At 53.5% G+C, this 21,327-nt stretch carries 19 protein-coding genes and 1 riboswitch; of the genes, 7 read left to right on the forward strand and 12 right to left on the reverse strand.

Features of this window, described 5'->3' with window-relative positions; genetic code table 11:
- Positions 1–10: 10 nt before the first annotated feature.
- Positions 11–1,720: a ribulokinase gene (gene araB, locus ACHHZ6_RS04985; RefSeq protein ID WP_182919393.1), complete on the reverse strand. Its 1,710-nt coding sequence runs from the start codon at positions 1,718–1,720 to the stop codon at positions 11–13.
- A gap of 337 nt (positions 1,721–2,057) precedes the next feature.
- Here araB and araC point away from each other — a divergent pair, with 337 nt between their 5' ends.
- Together araC and ACHHZ6_RS04995 are read left to right on the forward strand one after the other, a co-directional pair.
- Positions 2,058–2,903 (forward strand): arabinose operon transcriptional regulator AraC, encoded by an 846-nt coding sequence (araC, locus tag ACHHZ6_RS04990; protein ID WP_182273723.1) that lies wholly within the window; start codon positions 2,058–2,060, stop codon positions 2,901–2,903.
- 128 nt (positions 2,904–3,031) lie between these two features.
- Positions 3,032–3,799 carry a DedA family protein gene (locus ACHHZ6_RS04995; RefSeq protein WP_182273724.1) on the forward strand — a complete coding sequence of 256 codons (768 nt, stop codon included), beginning with the start codon at positions 3,032–3,034 and terminating at the stop codon, positions 3,797–3,799.
- Between the two features lie 32 nt (positions 3,800–3,831).
- Here ACHHZ6_RS04995 and thiQ read toward each other — a convergent pair whose 3' ends face one another.
- From thiQ to sgrR, 4 genes are all read right to left on the reverse strand, one after another.
- Positions 3,832–4,530, reverse strand: a complete 699-nt coding sequence (gene thiQ, locus ACHHZ6_RS05000; RefSeq protein ID WP_395121865.1) for a thiamine ABC transporter ATP-binding protein ThiQ — start codon at positions 4,528–4,530, stop codon at positions 3,832–3,834.
- Positions 4,514–6,124, reverse strand: a complete 1,611-nt coding sequence (gene thiP, locus ACHHZ6_RS05005; RefSeq protein WP_395121866.1) for a thiamine/thiamine pyrophosphate ABC transporter permease ThiP — start codon at positions 6,122–6,124, stop codon at positions 4,514–4,516. Before thiP ends, thiQ begins: the two co-directional genes overlap by 17 nt.
- Entirely contained in the window at positions 6,100–7,083 is a 984-nt protein-coding gene (thiB, locus tag ACHHZ6_RS05010; protein WP_182273727.1) for a thiamine ABC transporter substrate binding subunit, read from the reverse strand. The genes thiP and thiB overlap by 25 nt, the downstream gene beginning before the upstream one ends.
- Positions 7,084–7,114: 31 nt before the next feature.
- Positions 7,115–7,215: riboswitch (TPP riboswitch) on the reverse strand.
- Between the two features lie 36 nt (positions 7,216–7,251).
- Complete coding sequence (gene sgrR / locus ACHHZ6_RS05015) at positions 7,252–8,907, reverse strand: HTH-type transcriptional regulator SgrR (protein ID WP_182273728.1); 1,656 nt, start codon at positions 8,905–8,907, stop codon at positions 7,252–7,254.
- Positions 8,908–8,995: 88 nt separating this feature from the next.
- On the opposite strand from sgrR, the gene sgrT reads away from it, so the two are divergent.
- Both sgrT and ACHHZ6_RS05025 read left to right on the forward strand, forming a co-directional pair.
- The gene (gene sgrT, locus ACHHZ6_RS05020) at positions 8,996–9,148 is read left to right on the forward strand and encodes a glucose uptake inhibitor SgrT (RefSeq protein ID WP_182273729.1); all 153 of its coding nucleotides are present in this window, start codon (positions 8,996–8,998) and stop codon (positions 9,146–9,148) included.
- 120 nt (positions 9,149–9,268) lie between these two features.
- Positions 9,269–10,447, forward strand: a complete 1,179-nt coding sequence (locus ACHHZ6_RS05025; RefSeq protein WP_395121867.1) for a sugar efflux transporter — start codon at positions 9,269–9,271, stop codon at positions 10,445–10,447.
- A gap of 60 nt (positions 10,448–10,507) precedes the next feature.
- On the opposite strand, the gene ACHHZ6_RS05030 is transcribed toward ACHHZ6_RS05025, so the two are convergent.
- The 7 genes from ACHHZ6_RS05030 to leuL all read right to left on the reverse strand — a co-directional run bounded on the left by ACHHZ6_RS05030 (position 10,508) and on the right by leuL (position 17,122).
- Entirely contained in the window at positions 10,508–11,089 is a 582-nt protein-coding gene (locus tag ACHHZ6_RS05030; RefSeq protein ID WP_182273731.1) for a cytochrome b/b6 domain-containing protein, read from the reverse strand.
- Between the two features lie 110 nt (positions 11,090–11,199).
- A complete protein-coding gene (locus ACHHZ6_RS05035) occupies positions 11,200–12,090 on the reverse strand; it encodes a cation diffusion facilitator family transporter (protein WP_395121868.1) in 891 nt (296 codons plus the stop codon).
- 172 nt (positions 12,091–12,262) lie between these two features.
- Positions 12,263–12,868 (reverse strand): 3-isopropylmalate dehydratase small subunit, encoded by a 606-nt coding sequence (leuD, locus tag ACHHZ6_RS05040; protein WP_395121869.1) that lies wholly within the window; start codon positions 12,866–12,868, stop codon positions 12,263–12,265.
- 10 nt (positions 12,869–12,878) lie between these two features.
- Positions 12,879–14,279 carry a 3-isopropylmalate dehydratase large subunit gene (leuC, locus tag ACHHZ6_RS05045; protein WP_182919396.1) on the reverse strand — a complete coding sequence of 467 codons (1,401 nt, stop codon included), beginning with the start codon at positions 14,277–14,279 and terminating at the stop codon, positions 12,879–12,881.
- A gap of 2 nt (positions 14,280–14,281) precedes the next feature.
- The gene (gene leuB / locus ACHHZ6_RS05050) at positions 14,282–15,373 is read right to left on the reverse strand and encodes a 3-isopropylmalate dehydrogenase (RefSeq protein ID WP_395121870.1); all 1,092 of its coding nucleotides are present in this window, start codon (positions 15,371–15,373) and stop codon (positions 14,282–14,284) included.
- Positions 15,373–16,944, reverse strand: a complete 1,572-nt coding sequence (gene leuA, locus ACHHZ6_RS05055) for a 2-isopropylmalate synthase (protein WP_182273736.1) — start codon at positions 16,942–16,944, stop codon at positions 15,373–15,375. Before leuA ends, leuB begins: the two co-directional genes overlap by 1 nt.
- Before the next feature lie 91 nt (positions 16,945–17,035).
- Positions 17,036–17,122, reverse strand: coding sequence for a leu operon leader peptide (leuL, locus tag ACHHZ6_RS05060; protein ID WP_182274624.1), 87 nt, complete (start codon positions 17,120–17,122; stop codon positions 17,036–17,038).
- A gap of 637 nt (positions 17,123–17,759) precedes the next feature.
- Here leuL and leuO point away from each other — a divergent pair.
- The 3 genes from leuO to ilvN all read left to right on the forward strand — a co-directional run bounded on the left by leuO (position 17,760) and on the right by ilvN (position 21,299).
- Entirely contained in the window at positions 17,760–18,704 is a 945-nt protein-coding gene (gene leuO / locus ACHHZ6_RS05065) for a transcriptional regulator LeuO (protein WP_182273737.1), read from the forward strand.
- Between the two features lie 377 nt (positions 18,705–19,081).
- Positions 19,082–20,806, forward strand: coding sequence for an acetolactate synthase 3 large subunit (gene ilvI, locus ACHHZ6_RS05070; protein WP_182273738.1), 1,725 nt, complete (start codon positions 19,082–19,084; stop codon positions 20,804–20,806).
- Position 20,807: 1 nt separating this feature from the next.
- Positions 20,808–21,299, forward strand: coding sequence for an acetolactate synthase small subunit (gene ilvN / locus ACHHZ6_RS05075; protein WP_182273739.1), 492 nt, complete (start codon positions 20,808–20,810; stop codon positions 21,297–21,299).
- The last annotated feature ends 28 nt before the right edge of the window (positions 21,300–21,327 follow it).

Genomic DNA, 21,327 nt, shown 5'->3' on the forward strand with positions numbered 1-21,327 from the left:
TATCGTGTCCTTAATGGGTCAGGGTTGCCGTAGTGTCCGCGCTGTGTTTTGACGGGGCGGCGACAGGGAGATAGTGAAGTTCGGCGCTTTTTGCCCATTGCTGGTAGCGCTGATAAAGCTGTTCAAAACGTTGCGCCTGCTGGGCACGCGGCTGGAGGGTATTTTCTACGGCGCTCGCCATATGCTGTTGTGCGGTCGGGATATCGACATGAACACCTGCAGCGACGGCAGCAAAAATCGCCGCGCCCAGCGCACAGCACTGATCGGAAGCCACAATCTGCAGCGGACGGTTCAGCACGTCGCAGCAGGCCTGCATGATCACCGGGTTTTTACGGGCGATGCCGCCCAGCGCCATCACGTTATTCACGTCGATGCCCTGTTCGATGAAGCATTCCATAATGGCGCGTGCGCCAAAGGCGGTGGCCGCAATCAGACCGCCAAAGAGCGCCGGTGCGTCGGTTGCCAGGTTGAGGTCGGTAATTACCCCTTTCAGGCGCTGGTTAGCGAACGGTGTACGGCGACCGTTGAACCAGTCGAGTACCACCGGGAGATGATCAAGAGACGGGTTTTTTGCCCAGGCGTCGGTGAGTTGCGGCAGAAGCTGTTTTTTGCTCTCGGTAACCTGAGCTTTCAGTTCCGGGTGCGATGCTGCCAGTTGATCCAGCGGCCAGCCCAGCACGCGGCCAAACCAGGCGTAGATATCGCCAAATGCGGACTGACCTGCTTCCAGGCCGATAACGTCCGGTACCACGCTGCCGTCAACCTGGCCGCAGATACCTTTCACCGCACGGTCGCCAACGGTGGCTTTATCCGCCGTCAGAATGTCGCAGGTTGAGGTGCCGATGACTTTCACCAGCGTGTTGGGCTGTGCGCCTGCGCCGACTGCACCCATATGGCAGTCAAATGCACCGCCGGAGATCGCCACGTTCTGCGGCAGACCGAGGCGCTTTGCCCACTCTTCACAGAGCGTGCCAACGGGAATATCGGCGGTGAAGGTGTCGGTAAACAGCGGGTATTTCAGATTTTTGTTGATGACTGGATCGAGTTCATCGAAGAACGCTGCGGGTGGCAGGCCGCCCCAGCTTTCGTGCCACAGCGATTTATGCCCGGCGCTGCAGCGGCCACGGCGAATATCCTGCGGGCGAGTGGTGCCGGAGAGCAGGGCCGGAACCCAGTCACACAATTCAATCCACGATGCTGCAGCCTGCGCCACCGAGGCGTCGGCGCGGGTGACGTGCAGAATTTTGGCCCAGAACCATTCGCTGGAGTAAATACCGCCGATGTAGCGTGAGTAATCGGTTTTGCCGGGCTGATGGCATAAACGGGTGATGGCTTCGGCTTCGTCGACGGCGGTATGGTCTTTCCACAACACGAACATGGCGTTCGGGTTGTCGGCAAACTCTGGGCGCAGCGCCAGCACACGGCCTTCGGCATCCACAGGGGCGGGGGTTGAGCCGGTGCTGTCGACGCCAATCCCGACAATCTCTGCACGCTGCGCGTCAGACAGTTCAGCCAGAACGGTTTTGATTGCCGCTTCCATCGACTCAATATAGTCACGCGGATGGTGACGGAACTGGTTGTTTGGCGCGTCGCAGTAGCGCCCCTCTTGCCAGCGCGGGTACCACTCAACGCTGGTTGCTATTTCCTGACCATGGGTACAGTCCACCGCCAGGGCGCGAACCGAGTCGCTGCCAAAATCGAGGCCAATCGCAATTGCCATTGTGTTGCTCCATCAAAAAAACAGGTATGGAAGAACATTAGAGACTGGGGGCGAAAATCGTCAGGCAGGATCCGCTAATCTTATGGATTAAATTGCTGTTGCGATTGAAAGTGTGACGCCGTGCAAATATTCAATGTGGACATTTCTGCCGCACTTATAGACACTTTTGTTACTGCTTATCTGCCCATGCTGGCGGAGAAATCAGGGGGAAAGGCTGAAACATGGCGGACGTAAAAGAGGCGTGATGCTTTTTGGATCTTTTCGCGGACCCTTTTTATACTGCTTTTATCGATATGGACAATTGGTTTCCTTCAGGACTGCCGGGAGAACTGAATATATGGCCGAAACGCAAAACGATCCCTTACTGCCAGGTTACTCATTCAACGCCCACCTGGTCGCGGGGTTAACCCCGATCGAGGCCGAGGGATATCTTGATTTTTACGTTGACCGACCGCTCGGGATGAAAGGGTATATTTTGAACCTGACCGTGCGCGGGGAAGGGGTTATCAAAAATAACGACCAGCAATTTGTTTGCCGCCCTGGCGATATACTGTTATTCCCACCGGGTGAGATCCACCATTACGGGCGTCATCCGGATGCCAAAGAGTGGTATCACCAGTGGGTCTACTTCCGTCCGCGCGCCTACTGGCAGGAGTGGCTCTCGTGGCCAGCCATTTTTGCGCACACCGGTTTTTATCGCCCGGATGATGTTCACCAGGCGCAGTTCCGCGAGCTGTTTGCGCAGATTATTGACGCCGGGCAGGCTGGTGGTCGCTATGCCGAACTGCTGGCGATTAACCTGCTTGAGCAGGTGTTGCTGCGCCGGATGGAGGCGATTAACGAATCGCTTAATCCGCCGCTGGATAACCGCGTGCGTGATGCATGCCAGTACATCAGCGATCACCTGGCCGATAGCCAGTTTGATATCGCAAGCGTCGCCCAGCATGTCTGCCTTTCTCCGTCACGTTTGTCACATCTTTTCCGCCAGCAGCTTGGCGTCAGCGTGCTGAGCTGGCGTGAGGATCAGCGCATCAGCCAGGCGAAACTGTTGCTCAGCACCACCCGGATGCCGATTGCTACCGTGGGGCGCAATGTGGGTTTTGAAGATCAACTCTATTTCTCGCGCGTCTTTAAAAAATGTACCGGGGCAAGTCCGAGTGAATTCCGCGCAGGATGTGAATGAAACGTAAAATAAGATAAACGGTCAGGTGAAGTTTCATAACTGCCAGTAAACTATTCAGACAATTGTTGTCTTGACGTGGTGAGGGGCTCTTTGCAGAATCCCTGCTTCGTTTTCTGACCGGAATAGTTATGCAGGCATTGCTGGAACATTTTATCACCCAGTCCGTTATGTACTCACTCATCGCCGTTGCGCTGGTGGCGTTCCTGGAATCCCTGGCGCTTGTCGGGCTGATTTTACCCGGCACCGTGATGATGGCGGGGCTTGGCGCGCTTATCGGCAGCGGTGAAGTCAACTTCTGGCAGGCGTGGATGGCCGGGATCGTCGGCTGCTTGCTCGGAGACTGGATCTCCTTCTGGCTGGGCTGGCGCTTTAAGAAGCCATTGCATCGCTGGTCGTTCATGAAAAAGAACAAAGCGTTGCTGGATAAAACCGAACACGCGCTGCATCAGCACAGTATGTTCACTATCCTCGTGGGGCGTTTTGTCGGGCCAACGCGTCCGCTGGTGCCAATGGTAGCCGGGATGCTGGATCTGCCTGTCTCCAAATTTGTGTTACCCAATATTATCGGCTGCGTATTCTGGCCGCCGTTCTACTTCCTGCCGGGGATCCTGGCCGGTGCGGCAATTGATATTCCTGCCGATGCGCAAAGCGGTCAGTTTAAATGGCTGTTACTGGCTGCGGCTGTCCTGTTGTGGCTGGCGGCATGGCTGTGCTGGCGGCTGTGGCGTAGCGGCAAAGCGGGAGTGGATCGCCTGACGCGCTATCTTCCACGCCCCCGCCTGTTGTGGCTGGCACCGCTGACCCTGGGAATTGCGATAGTGGCGCTGGTGGCGCTGATTCGTCATCCGCTGATGCCGGTTTATGGGGACATTTTATTGAAAGTCGTCAGCCGTTAACGGGGTGCCGGGCGGTGCTTCGTTTGCCCGGCCTACGGTTTGATCCCCAGTAATTCCGAGGCGCTGGTTTTTCCGCTTAACAGTGCTTCTGTCTCTCCATCCCATGCAATTCGCCCGTCAGCAATGACCACCGATCGCGGTGCAATCCGTGCAGCATCTTCGATACTGTGCGAAACCATCAGCATCGTAAGCTGCTGGCGCTGGCAGACGTCCTTCACCAGAGAAAGCATCTCCTGGCGCAGGGCCGGGTCGAGTGCCGAGAACGGTTCGTCCAGCAGCAGTATTGGCTGCTCACGCACCAGACAGCGGGCCAGCGCCACACGCTGACGCTGGCCGCCGGAAAGCTCTCCTGGCAGCCGGTCAATCAAGTCGGTGATCCCCATTTGCGCGGCAATGATCTCCAGCTTCTGTCGCTGTGCGTCGTTCAGCTTCAGCCCCGGATCCATCCCCAGCGCGATGTTTTGCCGTACCGTCAGATGCGTGAACAGGTTATTTTCCTGAAACAGCATCGAGACATGACGCTTAGCCGGTGGAGTGTGGGAATGGTCACCGTTTTCAATCAGTATTGACCCGCTTGCCGGTTGCAGAAAACCGGCGATCAGATTGAGCAAGGTACTCTTTCCTGCTCCGCTGGGGCCAAGGATTGCAATCATTTCCCCTTGATGCACGGAAAGGGTGAAACGCATTGGCAGGTGCTGATAGAGCCAGGTTACATCAATCAGTTTTAACATCACGCCCCGGGAGTTTTTCGATAGCGGTAAATAACGCAAAACACAGCAGCAGCAGTAATAGCGCCGTGACGGCACCATCCTGGCTACGGTAGGAGCCAATTTGCTGATACAGCCAGTATGGCAGTGTACGGAAATCTTCATTGCCGAAGAGCGCCACGACGCCAAAATCACCAATCGATAGCACACAGGCGAACGCCAGCGCCTGTGCCAGCGGGCGCTTTAGTGCGCGCAGCTCGACGACCTTTAGCCGTTGCCAGCCCTGCATACCAAGCGACTGGCACAGTAAGCTGTAGCGGCTGTTGACGTCACGCATCGGGGTTTCCAGCACCTTGAGAGCGTAAGGGATTGCCATCAGGGCATTGGTAAAGATGACGATGCCGTCAGCGCTTTCCGGCAAACCAATGGTGCTGTTGAACAGTAAAAAGAAGCCGGTAGCCAAAACAATGCCCGGCATGGCCAGAATCAGCATCCCCGTGAGTTCCAGCGCTTGCCCGGCTTTTTGCGCATGGCGGGCATAGAGTTCACGGCTGCTCCACAGCAACATCATGGTCAGAATGACGCACAGCATGCCTGCGGCCAGTGCGATCCGCAGCGAAGTCCAGGTGGCTTGCCAGAGCATGGGCTGTTGCAAAACGGACACCAGATTGATGTTCAGACCATCGACGATGACGGCCATCAGCGGCGGCAGCAGAAGCATCAGCGCCAGCGAGATGAGGATAAAATCGGTAATGCGGCTGTACAGGCTGTCCTGCGGATCGCGCCAGCCTGCTATCTGGTTACTACCGGGTGGAATGGCTTTACTCAGCCGCTGGCTGAGGAGCACCAGGACAAGGCAGCATGCCATCTGTACTATCGCCAGCAGCGCCGCACGCCCGGGGTCGTAGTCGAAATTTAACGCCTGATAAATCGCCAGCTCAATGGTCGTTGCCTGCGGCCCGCCACCGAGTGAAAGTACGGTGGCAAAACTGGCAAAGCAGAGCATAAAGATCAGCGCCGCAACGGGGGGGATTTGCCTGCGCAGCCACGGCCATTCGACAAAGCGGAAGAACGACCAGCCGTGCATGCCGAGCTGTGCAGCCAGCTGGCGCTGCTCGCCGGGAATATTCTCCAGCGCCTGCAAAAAGAGCCTTGTCGCCATCGGCATATTGAAAAAGATATGCGCCAGCAGAATACCCTTCAGTCCGTAAGGGGAGAATGTCCACTCCAGACCAAGCAGGTTACAGAGTGAGGCCAGCCAGCCCTGGCGTCCATAGACGCTCAGAATACCGAATACGGCCACCAGAACGGGCAGGATCAGCGTCATAGCGCACAGGCGCAGAAGTGCCTGTCTGCCAGGAAAACGCCTGCGATAAAGTGCCCGGGACAGGAAGATCGCCGGGAAAACCGACAGCAGTGCAGAGAGAAATGCCTGCCAGAAGGAGAAACGGATAACATGCCAGAGATAGCTGTCATGCCAGAGTGTGAGCACGTCGCTTTCTGGTGCGTTTAACCACAACGCAAGAAATGCCCCCAGACTGACCGCTACCATCAATACGGCAGCGAGCAGTCCGGGAAGTAACCAGCCGGGAATTAATGGCTGACTGCGCGTTGCCATTCACTTACCCATGCAGCACGCTGTGCGGCGACCTGTTGCGGCGTAAACTCCAGTGAGGTTTGCGGTTTAGACAGCGTATCAAAGCCCGCTGGCAGGGCCACATTGGTCACCGGGTACATCCAGTTGCCCGTCGGGATCGTATTCTGGAACGCCGGAGAAACCATAAATTTCAGGAACTTCTCGGCCAGTTCTGGCTGTTTACTGGCGGCGGTACGTGCTGCAACTTCCACCTGAAGGTAGTGACCTTCCGCAAAATCAGCAGCGGCGTAGTTGTCCTTCTTCTCGGCAATAATGTGGTAGGCCGGAGAGGTCGTGTAGCTGAGCACCAGGTCACTTTCTCCCTTCAGGAACAGGCCATACGCTTCGCTCCAGCCTTTTGTGACGGTGACGGTTTTCGCCGCCAGTTTCTGCCATGCTTCCGGCGCTTTGTCACCGTAGACTTTCTGCATCCACAGCAGCAGGCCCAGGCCTGGCGTACTGGTGCGCGGATCTTCATAAATCACGCGCCATTTCTGGTCGCTTTCAACCAGCTCTTTCAGGCTTTTCGGTGGGTTCTTCAGCTTGTTTTTGTCATAGACAAAAGCAAAGTAGCCGTAATCGAACGGGACAAAGGTATCGTTTTTCCAGCCACCAGGGACGTTGACGGCATCGGTGGCGACACCGCTTTTGGCAAACAGTCTGGTTTGCGACGCCGCATCCAGCAGGTTGTTATCCAGACCGAGCACCACGTCGGCTTTGCTGTTTTTCCCTTCCATGCGCAGACGGTTAAGCAGTGAAACGCCATCCTCCAGCGCCACGAACTTCAGCTCGCAGTTGCAGTCGGCTTCAAAGGCTTTTTTCACCGCCGGGCCAGGGCCCCAGTCGGCAGAGAAGGAGTCATAGGTGTAGACCGTCAGGACGGGCTTCGCAACAGCAGGCAGCGCAAACAGCACCAGAAGGGGAAGAATTTTTTTTAACACTTTGCACCTCAAAGTTGAGTGGCAAAGGATTTTGAGCGACAGCCTCAAATCCCTTCGCCGGCGTTATCCGGATCAGGTTCGACGGGTATTATCTCAGCGCACATCAGTGATGCAGCACCCCGTTGAGAACGGCGGTATTGTAATGATTTGGCGAATATTACGAAAGTGTTATGGTTCCGGTGGGGCAAACCAGGCGGATTTGAAATCAAACCAGCCCAGGGTGTTCATCCGTAAGCCACGCATACTGCGCTGACCCTGAATCATCAGCCAGTGGTGGATGAGCGGCACAATCGCCTGTTGCGCCAGCAACTGCTGGCACCATGAGGCCAGGTTCATTTCTCCCGCGCGCCACTGTGCGGCGTCCTGCTGCCAGTCCCGGTCAATGCAGTGTTGGATCAGCGGAACTTCATACAGGTGCGAAAAGAGTGAGAAATCGAGTGGCAGGGTAAAGTTGGCGCTGTTCAGCCAGATATCGCTGACTATCTCCCCGCGATGCCATTCATCATAATCTATTTCCTGGATGTCCAGTTGAACGCCTTCGGCAGCCAGCAGCTTGCTCATGATGCGGGCGATAAAGCGGTGTTCCACGTGGTCGCGATAATAGGTCAGGGTGATCGACTCCAGTCCGGCGGGCTTTTCGCCGTGAACCGGTCGGGCGTGATGCCAGCGCGGGAGCAGACCGTAGGCCGGGAACCAGTAAGTCTGGTATTGCTCCTCCGCCTGATAGATAAGATTGGCCGGGGAAAGCACGTGGCTCACCCATCTGCGCACGTCGCGGCTGGCACCTCGGTGGCTGCGGGCGTCAAACAGCAGGTAATAGCAGCCCTCTTCCAGACGGCTTTCAACCGCTTTTTCTCCTTCGGTTGACCCTTCCAGCGTTAATCCGCAGCTCAGCTCCTCGCTGATTTCAGGCAGAACCCAGACGTTGACTTCGTCGATCAGCGCGCGATAACCAAAGTAGTCGTCAAAGGCGCGAATTTTCAGCTGGTTGTTGGTATTGCGCGTTACCGCGTAAGGTCCTGTTCCCACGGGCTGGCTGGCAAAATGGGGCAGGGAATCCCATTCACGCGGCAGGATCATCGACGGGATATAGCCCATTAGCCACGGAAGCCACTGGTCAGGCTCGGACAGTTCGATATCAACAGTCCATGCCGTAGGGGAGTGGATCCGCGATATGTGGCCATAAAGAGGAAGAGTGCATGCCCGCTGAAGCGAATTGATGACGTCGCTGATCTCCAGCTCACGGCCGTGGTGGAAATGAATACCAGGACGTAAAAAGAAGCGCCAGTGCAGGGGAGAAAGTTGCTGCCAGTGGTGCGCGACATCGGCTTCCAGTTCCCCGTTTTCCTCATTTATGCGCGTCAGGCCGCTGAATATTTGCCGGGCCATATGGGTTTCTGAACGGCGCAACGCCGTACCGGGTAACAGGTTTTTCATCGGACGATAGTAGAGCACCCGCAGGATGTGGCGACCCTGACGAAAACTTCTCCCGAGATGGGAAACCAGCATCTGGCGTACTGCCGCTTTGTCGCCCACCAGCTGTACCAGTTGGTCGATTCTGTCCTGTTCAAGCAGGTCTTCCGCGCGTTGTTGCTGCAACGCCAGCCCGGTGTAGAGAAAGGTCAGACGCGAGCGCTTGCCGCGTCCGGCCTCGGCCTCCCAGTTTAACCAGCCCTGTTGCTGCATGGTGTTGAGCAGCGTTCGCATATGGCGACGAGAGCAGTTCAGCAGGTCGGCCAGCTCGTTCAGCGTAGTCTCCTTCGACTGCCCCTCGCAGCACTGCCAGAGGCGGATGAATTGTTGTTGCAGACGACCAGAAGGCATAAAAGGGGAACTCCTGACAAAAAATCAGCAATTTATTAATCCCTATATTAGGCCAATAATTCTTCCCGATGAAGTGAGGAGGTAAATTATGAAGAGGTCTACCGCACGTCAGTTTTATCAGCAGTACTTTTCAGCGACAAAAGGAGTGTCCTGGCTGGCCCGTCAGTGTGCAGATCAACGGCTGAGAACGCTGGAAGAATTGATGCAGTGGGACGTTACGAAAACGACCTTTTCTCGCTAACTCACCTCGATCATGTGTGACTGAGTATTGGTGCTAATCACCCGCCAGCAAAATGTTTTTGCTGGCTTTTTTCGTTTACTATTTCACCCAATTTCGATTCGCTTTCACAAGGATTTGCGCATGCTCTGGTTGATGACGATGGGGCGACGCCTGAATGGCGTGTATGCCGCTTTTATGCTGGTGGCCTTTATGATGGGTGTGGCGGGGGCGCTTCAGGCACCGACGCTGAGCCTGTTTCTGAGCCGCGAGGTGGGGGCGCAGCCGTTCTGGATTGGCCTGTTTTATACCGTCAACGCCATTGCCGGGATCCTGGTCAGCCTGTGGCTGGCAAAACGCTCGGACAGCCAGGGCGATCGCCGCAAACTGATCCTGTTTTGCTGCGCAATGGCCGTCGGGAATGCGCTGCTGTTTGCGTTCAATCGTCATTACCTTACGCTCATCACCTGTGGTGTTCTGCTGGCATCTCTGGCTAATACCGCCATGCCACAGCTGTTCGCGCTGGCTCGTGAATATGCGGATAACTCTGCGCGTGAAGTGGTGATGTTCAGCTCGGTCATGCGTGCGCAGCTCTCTCTGGCGTGGGTGATTGGCCCGCCGCTGGCGTTTATGCTGGCGCTGAATTATGGCTTTACCACCATGTTTTCCATCGCCGCCGGGATTTTTGTCATCAGCCTGGTGTTAGTGGCATTTGCCCTGCCTTCGGTGGCTCGCATTGAGCCGGTGGCGGACAGACCCGCTACGCAGGCGAGCGGCTGGCAGGATAAAAATGTCCGTATGCTGTTTATTGCCTCCACGCTGATGTGGACCTGCAACACGATGTACATCATTGATATGCCATTGTGGATCAGCAGCGATCTGGGGTTACCGGATAAGCTTGCCGGGATCTTGATGGGTACCGCCGCGGGTCTGGAAATTCCGGCGATGATTCTGGCCGGGTATTACGTTAAGCGTTCAGGAAAACGTAAGATGATGGTCATTGCTGTCGCGGCAGGAGTGGTGTTCTATCTGGGGCTTATCTTCTTTCACTCGCGCGAAGCACTACTGATATTACAGCTGTTTAATGCGGTATTTATCGGGATTGTCGCCGGGATTGGTATGCTCTGGTTCCAGGATCTGATGCCGGGACGCGCAGGCTCTGCGACAACATTGTTTACGAACAGTATTTCAACCGGGGTGATTCTGGCGGGGGTGATTCAGGGTGCGCTGTCGCAAAGCTATGGGCATGCGGCGGTGTACTGGATGATTGCGGCAATCTCGGTCGTGACGCTCCTGCTGACCTGCCGTGTGAAAGACGTGTAGCCTGTTGCGAAGGTCTGAGCCAGAAACCGTTCTGGCTCAGAGAACATGCCTGTTACTGCATTATTCTGAGTACTGATATTTCCGCTGTGCGCGTAATGTCAGGTACATATGGGCTATCCCCATAAAGCCGTGTGCCCAGAAATAGGTTTCGATAAAGACCGTCAGGAATTTATGCAGATCCAGTACCGACTCGGTAAGAGAGGAGACGGGTCCGATCGTTGCGTTCAGTACGAACCAGGCTGCGCCACAGACGGCAACACCCAGCAGAGCCAGCACGCCTAAACCCTGCACCGTTGCGGCCATACCGCCAGCATGGGCATCCGGGAGCTGGCGTTGTGTCAGGGTGCGAATGTCGTCAACGATCCCGCGGAAATCCAGCGTCATCCAGGCGTAGTAATATTTAAATCCACGTTGCGTTAACATCCACGCCATCATAGCAATACCGCAGAAAATTAACCCAAAGCCTGAGATGACATGTATCCAGGTGACGATACTCGTGAAACCAGATTCACTGAGTGCTTCACTTACGGTGTAGTTAGAATTGATAATCTGAGCCAGTACCAGCACTGCAACAATGATGTGCAGTACGCGAAGAAAAGGCGTTTCTTTATGTGGAAGCGTACTGCGTATTGTTGGGGTCATCGCTATTTACCTCAATGATGAGAGAGCTAATGTGATGCAGTGTGACGTCTATTAATTAACGAAACCTTAACGCCAGAAAATGTCGGTCACACTGTTTGCATCAATACGCGTTAATGCGCAGGATCGATATGCGTCATCACATTAAGCACGTTAAATTTGCTCATGACTCTGTTTCTGGCATTGACGGCAATATCATGTCCTTCTTTTACGCTTAATTTTCCATTCACTTCCAGATGAACATCGACCAGGGCTAAATCACCCATCTTGCGGGTTTTTAAATCGTGAATGTTAATAACACCTTCTGTAGATAACAGGCACGTTCTGATTTCGTGTTCCATGTCTGGCTCAAGCGAGCGATCCATCAAATCATGGAGGGCATCGGCAGAGAATTTATACCCCATGTGGGCGATAAAAATACCGACAATCAGTGCGGCAACCAGATCCATAGAGTGGAAACCCAGTAAATTACCGGCAATACCGATAGCAACAACAACAGACGAGGCCGCGTCGGAACGCGCGTGCCAGGCATTGGCAATAAGCAGCGATGACTGAATGCGTTTCCCCGTTGCGTACATGTACCTGAACAGCCCCTCTTTAATCACCAGAGCCAGTATGGCGACCCACAGAGCCGCCCCTTTGACGACCTGATGTGTCTCGGGGTGTAGCAGCTTATTGCCCGCAGACCAGAGCATTCCGGCACCGACCAGAAATAAGATAACCCCGATAATCAGCTTCGCCCCGTTTTCAAAACGGAGGTGACCATAGTGATGATCGGTATCAGAGGCTTTCTGGCTTTTTTTATTGGCAATCAGAACGACAAAGTCAGAGGATAAATCGGAAAGAGAATGAATACCATCAGCAATTAACCCCTGCGAACCGGAAAATAAACCGGCAACGATTTGAAAACTCGTCAGGAATATATTGACGATCACGCTGATTAATGTGCATTTATGTATTTCATGAGAACGGAGTTGAGACTCATTGCTATTTTGGTTTTTCATACTGTTTCACGTAGTAACCTGATATGTAGGTTATTATGCAAAATGTTTATTAAATTCACCTTAAATATAATGTGATTGGCGTGATTATTTCTGCCAGGTTCTTGCATGCGAGAAAAAAACGGGGAAGGGCGGCGGAAGATCTGACCCGCAGGATACACTGCGGGCCAGATGTTTAATTCATAAACGCAGGTTGTTTATGTTCGTATGCGGCAATGGCATCTTCGTGTTGCAGCGTCAGTCCAATGCTGTCCAGACCGTTTAACATGCAGTGACGACGGAACGTATCAATACTGAAGCTGTAGGTCTTCTCACCCGCCTTGACCACTTCTGCTTCCAGATCCACTTCAAACGCAATACCGGGATTAGCCTTAACCAGAGCGAACAGCTCGTCTACCTGCTCGTCGCTCAGCGTCACCGGCAGCAGCTGGTTGTTGAAGCTGTTGCCGTAGAAGATATCGGCAAAGCTCGGGGCAATAACCACTTTAAAGCCGTAGTCGGTCAGTGCCCAGGGCGCATGTTCACGGGAAGAGCCACAGCCAAAGTTTTCCCGCGCCAGCAGAATCGATGCACCTTTGTATGCCGGGAAGTTCAGGACGAATTCCGGGTTAGGGACTTCGCCTTTGTCATCCAGGAAACGCCAGTCGTTAAACAGGTGCGCGCCAAAACCGGTTCGGGTGACTTTCTGCAAAAACTGCTTAGGAATGATCGCATCGGTATCGACGTTGGCTGCATCCAGTGGGACAACCAGACCCGTATGTTGGGTAAATTTCTCTGCCATGATTGTCTCCTTATTTCAGGCTGCGAATATCGGCGAAGTGGCCGGTGACTGCCGCCGCAGCGGCCATTGCCGGGCTGACCAGATGGGTACGCCCACCGCGGCCCTGACGGCCTTCAAAGTTACGGTTGCTGGTGGAGGCACAACGCTCACCCGGGTTCAGGCGGTCATTGTTCATCGCCAGACACATGGAGCAGCCAGGCAAGCGCCACTCGAAGCCCGCTTCGATAAAGATCTTGTCCAGGCCTTCTGCTTCCGCCTGCGCTTTCACAGGGCCAGAACCCGGCACGACCAGCGCCTGCACACCCGGAGCGACTTTGCGACCTTTGGCAATCTCTGCCGCAGCGCGTAAATCTTCAATGCGTGAGTTGGTGCAAGAGCCGATGAACACTTTATCAATGGTCACATCGGTCACTGGCACGCCCGGTTTCAGCCCCATATAGGCCAGTGCTTTTTCTGCGCTGGCGCGCTCTACCGGATCGGTGAAAGAGGCCGGGTCAGGGATGGTGTCATTCACGGAAATGACCTGGCCTGGGTTCGTCCCCCAGGTGACCTGCGGGGCAATCTCTTCCGCCTGCAGGGTAACAACGGTATCAAAGGTTGCACCGTCGTCGGTTTTCAGGGTTTTCCAGTATTCAACGGCATCGACGTAATTCTGGTCTTTTGGTGCGTGCAAACGCCCTTTCACATAGTTAAAGGTCGTTTCGTCTGGCGCGACCAGGCCTGCTTTGGCCCCCATTTCAATGGCCATGTTGCACAGGGTCATACGACCTTCCATGCTCAGCGCCTGGATAGCTTCACCGCAGAATTCCACCACGTGGCCAGTACCACCTGCGCTACCTGTTTTACCGATGATGGCCAGCACAATGTCTTTGGCGGTGATGCCCGGGGCGGCTTTGCCCTTCACTTCAATCTTCATGGTTTTGGCACGACCCTGTTTCAGGGTTTGCGTTGCCAGAACATGTTCAACTTCAGATGTACCAATACCGAACGCCAGTGCGCCAAACGCACCGTGTGTCGCGGTATGAGAGTCACCACAGACGATGGTCATACCCGGCAGGGTAATGCCCTGTTCTGGCCCCATCACGTGGACGATGCCCTGGTACGGATGGTTCAGGTCGTACAGTTCAACGCCAAACTCGTTGCAGTTCTTAATCAGTTCCTGCATCTGGATACGTGCCATCTCACCCGACGCATTGATATCTTTGGTCTGGGTGGAGACGTTGTGATCCATTGTCGCGAAGGTTTTACCCGGCTGACGTACCGGGCGCTTGTGCGCACGCAGTCCGTCAAATGCCTGTGGGGAGGTCACTTCATGCACCAGATGCCTGTCGATGTACAGCAGCGGGGTTTCGTTTGGTGCCTCGTAGACAACGTGCGCATCAAACAATTTTTCATATAACGTCTTCGCCATGATTACACCCCTTCAGCAACATAGCGGGCAATGATATCGCCCATTTCATCGGTACTGACTGCTGCCGCGCCGCGTGCTAAATCACCGGTACGGACACCTTCTTCTAACGCACGATTCACGGCGCTTTCAATAGCAGCGGCTGCATCGCCTGCATCAAGGCTGTAGCGCAGCAGCAGGGCCAGAGAGAGGATCTGCGCAATCGGGTTGGCGATATTTTTGCCGGCAATATCCGGAGCAGAGCCGCCCGCAGGTTCATACAGGCCAAACCCTTCTTCATTCAGGCTGGCGGAAGGCAACATGCCCATTGAACCGGTGATCATCGCGCACTCGTCCGACAGGATGTCGCCGAACAGGTTGGAGCACAGCAGCACGTCAAACTGGGACGGATCTTTAATCAGCTGCATGGTCGCGTTATCAATGTACATATGTGTCAGCTCAACGTCCGGATACTCTTTGGCGATTTCACTGACAATCTCACGCCACAAAATGGAAGACTGCAGAACGTTCGCTTTATCGATAGACGTCACTTTATGATGGCGTTTACGTGCAGACTCAAACGCGATATGGGCAATGCGTTCAATTTCAAAACGGTGATACACCTCGGTATCAAAGGCTTTCTCATGCTGTCCGCTGCCTTCACGGCCTTTTGGTTGGCCAAAATAGATACCGCCGGTCAGTTCACGTACGCACAGAATGTCGAAGCCATTGGCCGCGATATCCGCGCGCAGCGGGCAGAACTCTTCCAGACCCTGGTACAGCTTTGCCGGACGCAGGTTGCTGAACAGTTTGAAATGCTTACGCAGTGGCAACAGCGCGCCGCGCTCAGGTTGCTCTGCGGGAGGCAGATGTTCCCATTTCGGGCCTCCCACGGAACCAAACAGGACGGCGTCGGCATTTTCGCAGCCTTCGACGGTCGCTTTTGGCAGCGGCGTACCGTGATTGTCGATAGCAATACCGCCCACGTCGTAGTGGCTGGTGGTAATTTTCATCGCAAAACGCGAACGAACGGCTTCCAGTACTTTCAGCGCCTGTGCCATCACTTCCGGGCCAATACCGTCACCCGGCAACACAGCAATATGGTAATTCTTCGACATTACACGGTTTCCTTGTTGTTCTCTTTATTCTGAGCTTTGCGTTGCAACTCTTTTTCGACTTCGGCGGCGCGCCAGATATTGTTCAGGACGTGCACCATCGCTTTTGCGGACGATTCAACGATGTCGGTTGCGAGACCCACGCCGTGGAAGCGGCGACCATTGTGGTTGACGACGATATCCACCTGACCCAGGGCATTTTCCCCCTGACCTTTAGCCGTCAGATCATATTTGACCAGTTCCACGTCGTACCCTGTGACGCGGTTAATCGCCCGGTAGATGGCGTCGACTGGGCCATTACCGTTGGCCGCTTCGGCTGTAACTTCGTCGCCGCAGGCCAGTTTGACCGACGCGGTAGCGATATCGCTGGAGCCGGACTGCACGCTGAAGTAATCCAGACGGAAGTGCTCTGGCTCTTCCTGCTGTTTGTTGATGAAAGCCAGGGCTTCCAGATCGTAATCAAACACCTGGCCTTTTTTGTCGGCCAGTTTCAGGAAGGCGTCATACAGCTGATCCATGTTGTAGTCGCTGTCCTTATAACCCATCTCTTCCATACGGTGTTTTACCGCGGCACGGCCGGAGCGGGAGGTCAGGTTCAGCTGAACCTGGTTCAGGCCGATAGATTCCGGGGTCATGATTTCGTAGTTTTCGCGGTTTTTCAGCACCCCGTCCTGGTGGATACCCGAGGAGTGTGCGAATGCGCCAGTGCCGACAATGGCTTTGTTAGCAGGAACTGGCATGTTGCAAATCTGGCTGACAGTCTGGCTGGTGCGCCAGATTTCATTGTGATTGATGCGGGTGTGTACGTTCATGATGTCTTTGCGCACCTTGATCGCCATGATCACTTCTTCCAGCGCACAGTTACCCGCACGTTCACCGATGCCGTTCATTGCGCCTTCTACCTGACGCGCCCCGGCGTGGACGGCGGCAATGGCGTTACCGACGGCCAGGCCCAGATCGTCATGGGTGTGAACGGAGATAATTGCTTTATCAATGTTTGGCACACGCTCATACAGGCCGGTAATAATGTTGGAGAATTCAAACGGCATGGTGTAGCCGACGGTGTCCGGGATATTGATAGTTTTGGCACCGGCATTGATCGCGGCTTCAACTACGCGCGCCAGATCGTCAATGGGTGTACGGCCAGCATCTTCACAGGAGAACTCAACGTCATCTGTGTAGTTACGCGCACGTTTGACCATGTAAATTGCGCGTTCAATAACCTCATCCAGCGTGCTGCGCAACTTGGTCGCAATGTGCATTGGCGACGTGGCAATAAAGGTATGAATACGGAAGGCTTCTGCAACTTTCAGCGACTCGGCAGCAACGTCGATATCTTTCTCAACGCAGCGTGCCAGGGCGCAGACGCGGCTGTTTTTAATGGTACGCGCAATGGTCTGTACCGATTCAAAATCACCCGGAGAAGAGACAGGGAAGCCTACCTCCATCACGTCGACCCCCATACGTTCGAGAGCCAGCGCAATTTGCAGCTTTTCTTTCACACTCAGGCTCGCCTGCAATGCCTGTTCACCGTCACGTAAAGTTGTATCGAAAATAATGACTTGCTGGCTCATGGGTTAGGTCCTTGTCAGTCTTAGGGCGCTTTGCTACGAGCATAAAAAAACCCGCGCAATGGCGCGGGTTTTTAGTCTTACTGGTGACGATTCAACGCTGAATTTCGCCCGCCAGTCTACCGCGCACAGTGGATGCGTTTAGTAGTAGTAGACTGGTGAAACGAATGGTGCGAATCATGAATCGTGCTCCCGTTAAATACGATATGCATTTAGTGGTACTGGATACGGCGCATCATGTCAACCCCTGCACGGTAAAACGAGCCTGATAGCTGGCCAGAGCAGAACATTAACTTTAGCTAATTGTGCTGGTTTTTTCTTTTTCGACCAGGTTAATTGTCTATTTTTGGGCTGAGAATGTCGTGCTGTCATGCTTTAAATATAATTAGTATCAATTAAACATAATTTGTGTGTTTTATTGCAGTGATATGAAATTTGTTTTATTTCATTAATTTATAAATGATGTGAATGGTTTCAGTGAGCATGAATGCGGTTTACGGCATCCGGTTGTTAAGTAAATGATATAGGTTAACATGAATAGTTTAATAATACTTAAGTCATCATTAACCTGAACGGTGATTGTATATTTTTCTGGTTTATGGTTTCATGCCAATCCTAATGTTATTGATATCATATGAACTGACTTTTATCTCTTCATTACTGAAGGTGCGTAATGTCTTTTTCGATGCATTTTTCTTTATATTTTCCGAATTTTAAACAATTCTCTTTTGCTGCTCGTATATGCATGGTAAATCATATTTCTCGAACTTATTACTGTACTTTGGCAAAGGGAGTTTAGCGTGACAGTGGAGTTAGAAATGCCAGAAAATAATATTAAACAAATCCAGGTTGCTGATGGGATTAAACCGCAATTACGTACTGTGGATCTTAATCTGTTAACCGTATTTGATGCGGTTATGCAGGAGCAGAATATTACGCGAGCAGCCCAGTCGCTGGGGATGTCCCAGCCCGCCGTCAGTAATGCTGTATCCAGGCTTAAGGTCATGTTTAATGACGAATTGTTCGTGCGTTATGGTCGAGGGATCCAGCCTACTGCGCGTGCATTTCAGCTCTTCGGTTCTATCCGTCAGGCGCTGCAATTAGTTCAGAATGAACTGCCGGGGTCGGGTTTTGAACCTGTCAGCAGTGAGCGCGTATTCCATCTTTGTGTCTGTAGTCCGTTAGATAACTATTTGACATCCATTATTTACAATAAAGTTGAAGAGATCGCACCAAATATTCACCTGGTTTTTAAATCATCACTAAATCAAAACACAGAGCATCAGCTGCGTTACCAGGAAACAGAGTTCGTTCTGGGATATGAAGAGTTCCGTCGCCCGGAATTTTCCTGTGTACCGCTGTTTAAAGATGAAATGGTGCTGGTTGCCAGTAAAAAACACCCCCGACTGAATTCTCCGCTGCGGGAAAATGACGTTTATAACGAGCAACATGCTGTTGTTGCACTCGACAGATATGCCTCATTTAGCCTGCCGTGGTATGACTCTCCTGATAAACAGGCAAGCGTTGCCTATCAGGGAATGGCAATGGTCAGCGTATTAAATGTCGTTTCACAAACGCAGCTGGTGGCTATTGCACCTCGTTGGCTGGCGGACGAATTTTCTGAGCAGTTAGACCTGCAAGTTCTGCCATTGCCGCTGAAGCTGAATAGCCGTACCTGTTATCTCTCCTGGCATGAAGCGGCAGGTCGGGATAAAGGGCATCAATGGATGGAGGAGCTGCTTATTAGCGTCTGTCGTCGATAAGCCCATCAGGATAAATGGCACTGATGTGTTATTTATCCTGATTTTTTTTAAGTTAATGCTATTTTATTCTGTTTGCGTTTTTTTCTGGCTGCTGTCAGGCACTTAAAAATAGATGATTTCCTGATTCATCTCCCTTTTAAACGATGATTTATTAACTCGCTCTCTAATCTCAGACGAATTCACCATATCCTCCCGCAATGTCTGTTTTTTCTGCTTTGTTGGCCGCTTGCCTTCCCCGGTTTGCTAATTGCCTGCCTCATAACGAGCGGTTAAGGTAACTATCACTCTGCAAAATATAAGATCGGTTTAACCCGATCGTAAGACGGCGTGGAAATGAATTCTGCTGTTCGTCTATAACAAAAGCCTGGAGGCAAAGCATGGAGATGTTGTCTGGCGCGGAAATGGTCGTTCGATCGCTTATTGACCAGGGCGTGAAGCAGGTGTTCGGCTACCCGGGAGGCGCAGTCCTCGATATTTATGATGCGCTGCATACGGTAGGCGGTATCGACCATGTTCTGGTACGCCACGAGCAGGCGGCGGTACATATGGCGGACGGGCTGGCCCGTGCAACGGGGGAAGTGGGCGTGGTGTTAGTCACGTCTGGCCCCGGGGCGACAAACGCCATTACCGGGATTGCTACAGCGTATATGGACTCTATCCCGCTGGTCATTCTCTCCGGGCAGGTGGCGACTTCGCTGATCGGCTATGATGCGTTCCAGGAGTGCGACATGGTGGGGATCTCGCGCCCCGTTGTTAAGCACAGCTTCCTGGTTAAACAAACCGAAGATATTCCAGGTGTACTGAAAAAAGCCTTCTGGCTGGCGGCTAGTGGGCGTCCTGGCCCGGTTGTCGTCGATCTGCCGAAAGATATTCTGAACCCGGCGAACAAGCTGCCTTATGTCTGGCCGGAATCGGTGAGCATGCGTTCTTACAATCCTACGACGCAGGGACACAAAGGTCAGATCAAGCGTGCGTTGCAAACGCTGCTGGCGGCCAAAAAACCGGTAGTCTACGTCGGGGGCGGTGCTGTTAACTCAGCCTGTGAAGAACAGCTACGCACGCTGGTCGAGACGTTAAATTTGCCGGTGGCGTCATCGTTGATGGGACTGGGGGCATTCCCGGCCACGCACCGTCAGGCGCTGGGTATGCTGGGCATGCACGGTACCTATGAAGCCAACATGACGATGCACAATTCTGATGTGATCTTTGCCGTTGGTGTGCGCTTTGACGATCGTACCACCAACAACCTGGCAAAATATTGCCCGAACGCCACCGTGCTGCACATTGATATCGATCCAACGTCTATCTCAAAAACAGTGCCGGCCGATGTGCCGATCGTGGGGGATGCCCGTCAGGTGCTGGACCAGATGCTGGATCTGCTGACACAGGAAACCGTCTCTCAGCCGCTGGATGAGATCCGCGACTGGTGGCAGCAAATTGAGCAGTGGCGCGCACGTCAGTGCCTGAAGTACGACACCCAAAGCGAGCATATTAAGCCGCAGGCGGTCATCGAAGCGATCTGGCGTCTGACGAAAGGCGAGGCGTATGTGACGTCAGACGTTGGTCAGCATCAGATGTTTGCTGCCCTTTATTACCCGTTTGATAAACCGCGCCACTGGATCAACTCGGGTGGTTTAGGCACGATGGGCTTTGGCCTGCCTGCTGCGCTGGGCGTGAAGCTGGCTCTGCCAAATGAAACCGTCGTCTGCGTGACGGGGGATGGCAGTATCCAGATGAACATTCAGGAGTTGTCTACCGCGCTGCAATATGAACTGCCGGTACTGGTGCTGAACCTGAATAACGGCTACCTCGGTATGGTGAAGCAGTGGCAGGATATGATCTACTCTGGTCGTCATTCTCAGTCGTACATGACGTCACTACCTGATTTCGTTCGTCTGGCTGAGGCATATGGTCATGTTGGCATGCGGGTGACCGATCCGGCAGAGCTGGAAACGAAGCTCGGTGAAGCGCTTGAGCACGTTAAAAACAACCGCCTCGTATTCATGGATGTCATCGTCGATGGCACAGAACACGTTTATCCGATGCATATTCGCGGTGGTGGTATGGACGAAATGTGGTTAAGCAAAACGGAGAGAACCTGATATGCGCCGGATATTATCGGTATTACTGGAAAACGAGTCTGGCGCACTGTCACGCGTCATCGGGCTTTTCGCACAGCGTGGCTACAACATCGAAAGCCTGACCGTTGCACCGACGGACGATCCGACGCTGTCACGCATGACAATTCAGACCGTCGGCGACGCCAAAGTGCTTGAGCAGATCGAGAAACAGCTGCACAAGCTGGTTGATGTGCTGCGCGTGAGCGAGCTGGGGCAGGGCGCTTATGTTGAGCGTGAAGTCATGCTGGTTAAAATTCAGGCCACTGGCTATGGGCGTGAAGAGGTCAAACGCAATACGGATATCTTCCGTGGGCAAATTATTGACGTGACGCCTTCTATATATACGGTTCAGTTGGCTGGAACGAGTGATAAGCTGGATGCCTTCCTGGCATCCGTGCGGGATGTAGCAAAAATTGTTGAGGTTGCGCGCTCTGGTATTGTTGGCCTGTCGCGCGGCGATAAAATCATGCGTTAGTTGTAAAAAAGGTTCGCCTCTTTCTGCC

It is taken from the genome of Enterobacter cloacae complex sp. 2024EL-00214 (assembly GCF_043945575.1).
GTDB lineage: Bacteria > Pseudomonadota > Gammaproteobacteria > Enterobacterales > Enterobacteriaceae > Enterobacter > Enterobacter cloacae_P.

What these genes read in the sequence shown, in the direction of transcription:
- ACHHZ6_RS05035 (WP_395121868.1), bottom strand. Translation starts at nt 12,090, where the DNA reads ATGAAAAACCAAAATAGCAATGAGTCTCAACTCCGTTCTCATGAAATA.
- leuD (WP_395121869.1), bottom strand. Translation starts at nt 12,868, where the DNA reads ATGGCAGAGAAATTTACCCAACATACGGGTCTGGTTGTCCCACTGGAT.
- leuC (WP_182919396.1), bottom strand. Translation starts at nt 14,279, where the DNA reads ATGGCGAAGACGTTATATGAAAAATTGTTTGATGCGCACGTTGTCTAC.
- leuA (WP_182273736.1), bottom strand. Translation starts at nt 16,944, where the DNA reads ATGAGCCAGCAAGTCATTATTTTCGATACAACTTTACGTGACGGTGAA.
- sgrT (WP_182273729.1), top strand. Translation starts at nt 8,996, where the DNA reads ATGAAGAGGTCTACCGCACGTCAGTTTTATCAGCAGTACTTTTCAGCG.
- thiQ (WP_395121865.1), bottom strand. Translation starts at nt 4,530, where the DNA reads ATGTTAAAACTGATTGATGTAACCTGGCTCTATCAGCACCTGCCAATG.
- thiP (WP_395121866.1), bottom strand. Translation starts at nt 6,124, where the DNA reads ATGGCAACGCGCAGTCAGCCATTAATTCCCGGCTGGTTACTTCCCGGA.
- araB (WP_182919393.1), bottom strand. Translation starts at nt 1,720, where the DNA reads ATGGCAATTGCGATTGGCCTCGATTTTGGCAGCGACTCGGTTCGCGCC.
- ACHHZ6_RS04995 (WP_182273724.1), top strand. Translation starts at nt 3,032, where the DNA reads ATGCAGGCATTGCTGGAACATTTTATCACCCAGTCCGTTATGTACTCA.
- leuB (WP_395121870.1), bottom strand. Translation starts at nt 15,373, where the DNA reads ATGTCGAAGAATTACCATATTGCTGTGTTGCCGGGTGACGGTATTGGC.
- ACHHZ6_RS05030 (WP_182273731.1), bottom strand. Translation starts at nt 11,089, where the DNA reads ATGACCCCAACAATACGCAGTACGCTTCCACATAAAGAAACGCCTTTT.
- ilvI (WP_182273738.1), top strand. Translation starts at nt 19,082, where the DNA reads ATGGAGATGTTGTCTGGCGCGGAAATGGTCGTTCGATCGCTTATTGAC.
- sgrR (WP_182273728.1), bottom strand. Translation starts at nt 8,907, where the DNA reads ATGCCTTCTGGTCGTCTGCAACAACAATTCATCCGCCTCTGGCAGTGC.
- leuO (WP_182273737.1), top strand. Translation starts at nt 17,760, where the DNA reads ATGCCAGAAAATAATATTAAACAAATCCAGGTTGCTGATGGGATTAAA.
- ilvN (WP_182273739.1), top strand. Translation starts at nt 20,808, where the DNA reads ATGCGCCGGATATTATCGGTATTACTGGAAAACGAGTCTGGCGCACTG.
- ACHHZ6_RS05025 (WP_395121867.1), top strand. Translation starts at nt 9,269, where the DNA reads ATGCTCTGGTTGATGACGATGGGGCGACGCCTGAATGGCGTGTATGCC.
- araC (WP_182273723.1), top strand. Translation starts at nt 2,058, where the DNA reads ATGGCCGAAACGCAAAACGATCCCTTACTGCCAGGTTACTCATTCAAC.
- leuL (WP_182274624.1), bottom strand. Translation starts at nt 17,122, where the DNA reads ATGATTCGCACCATTCGTTTCACCAGTCTACTACTACTAAACGCATCC.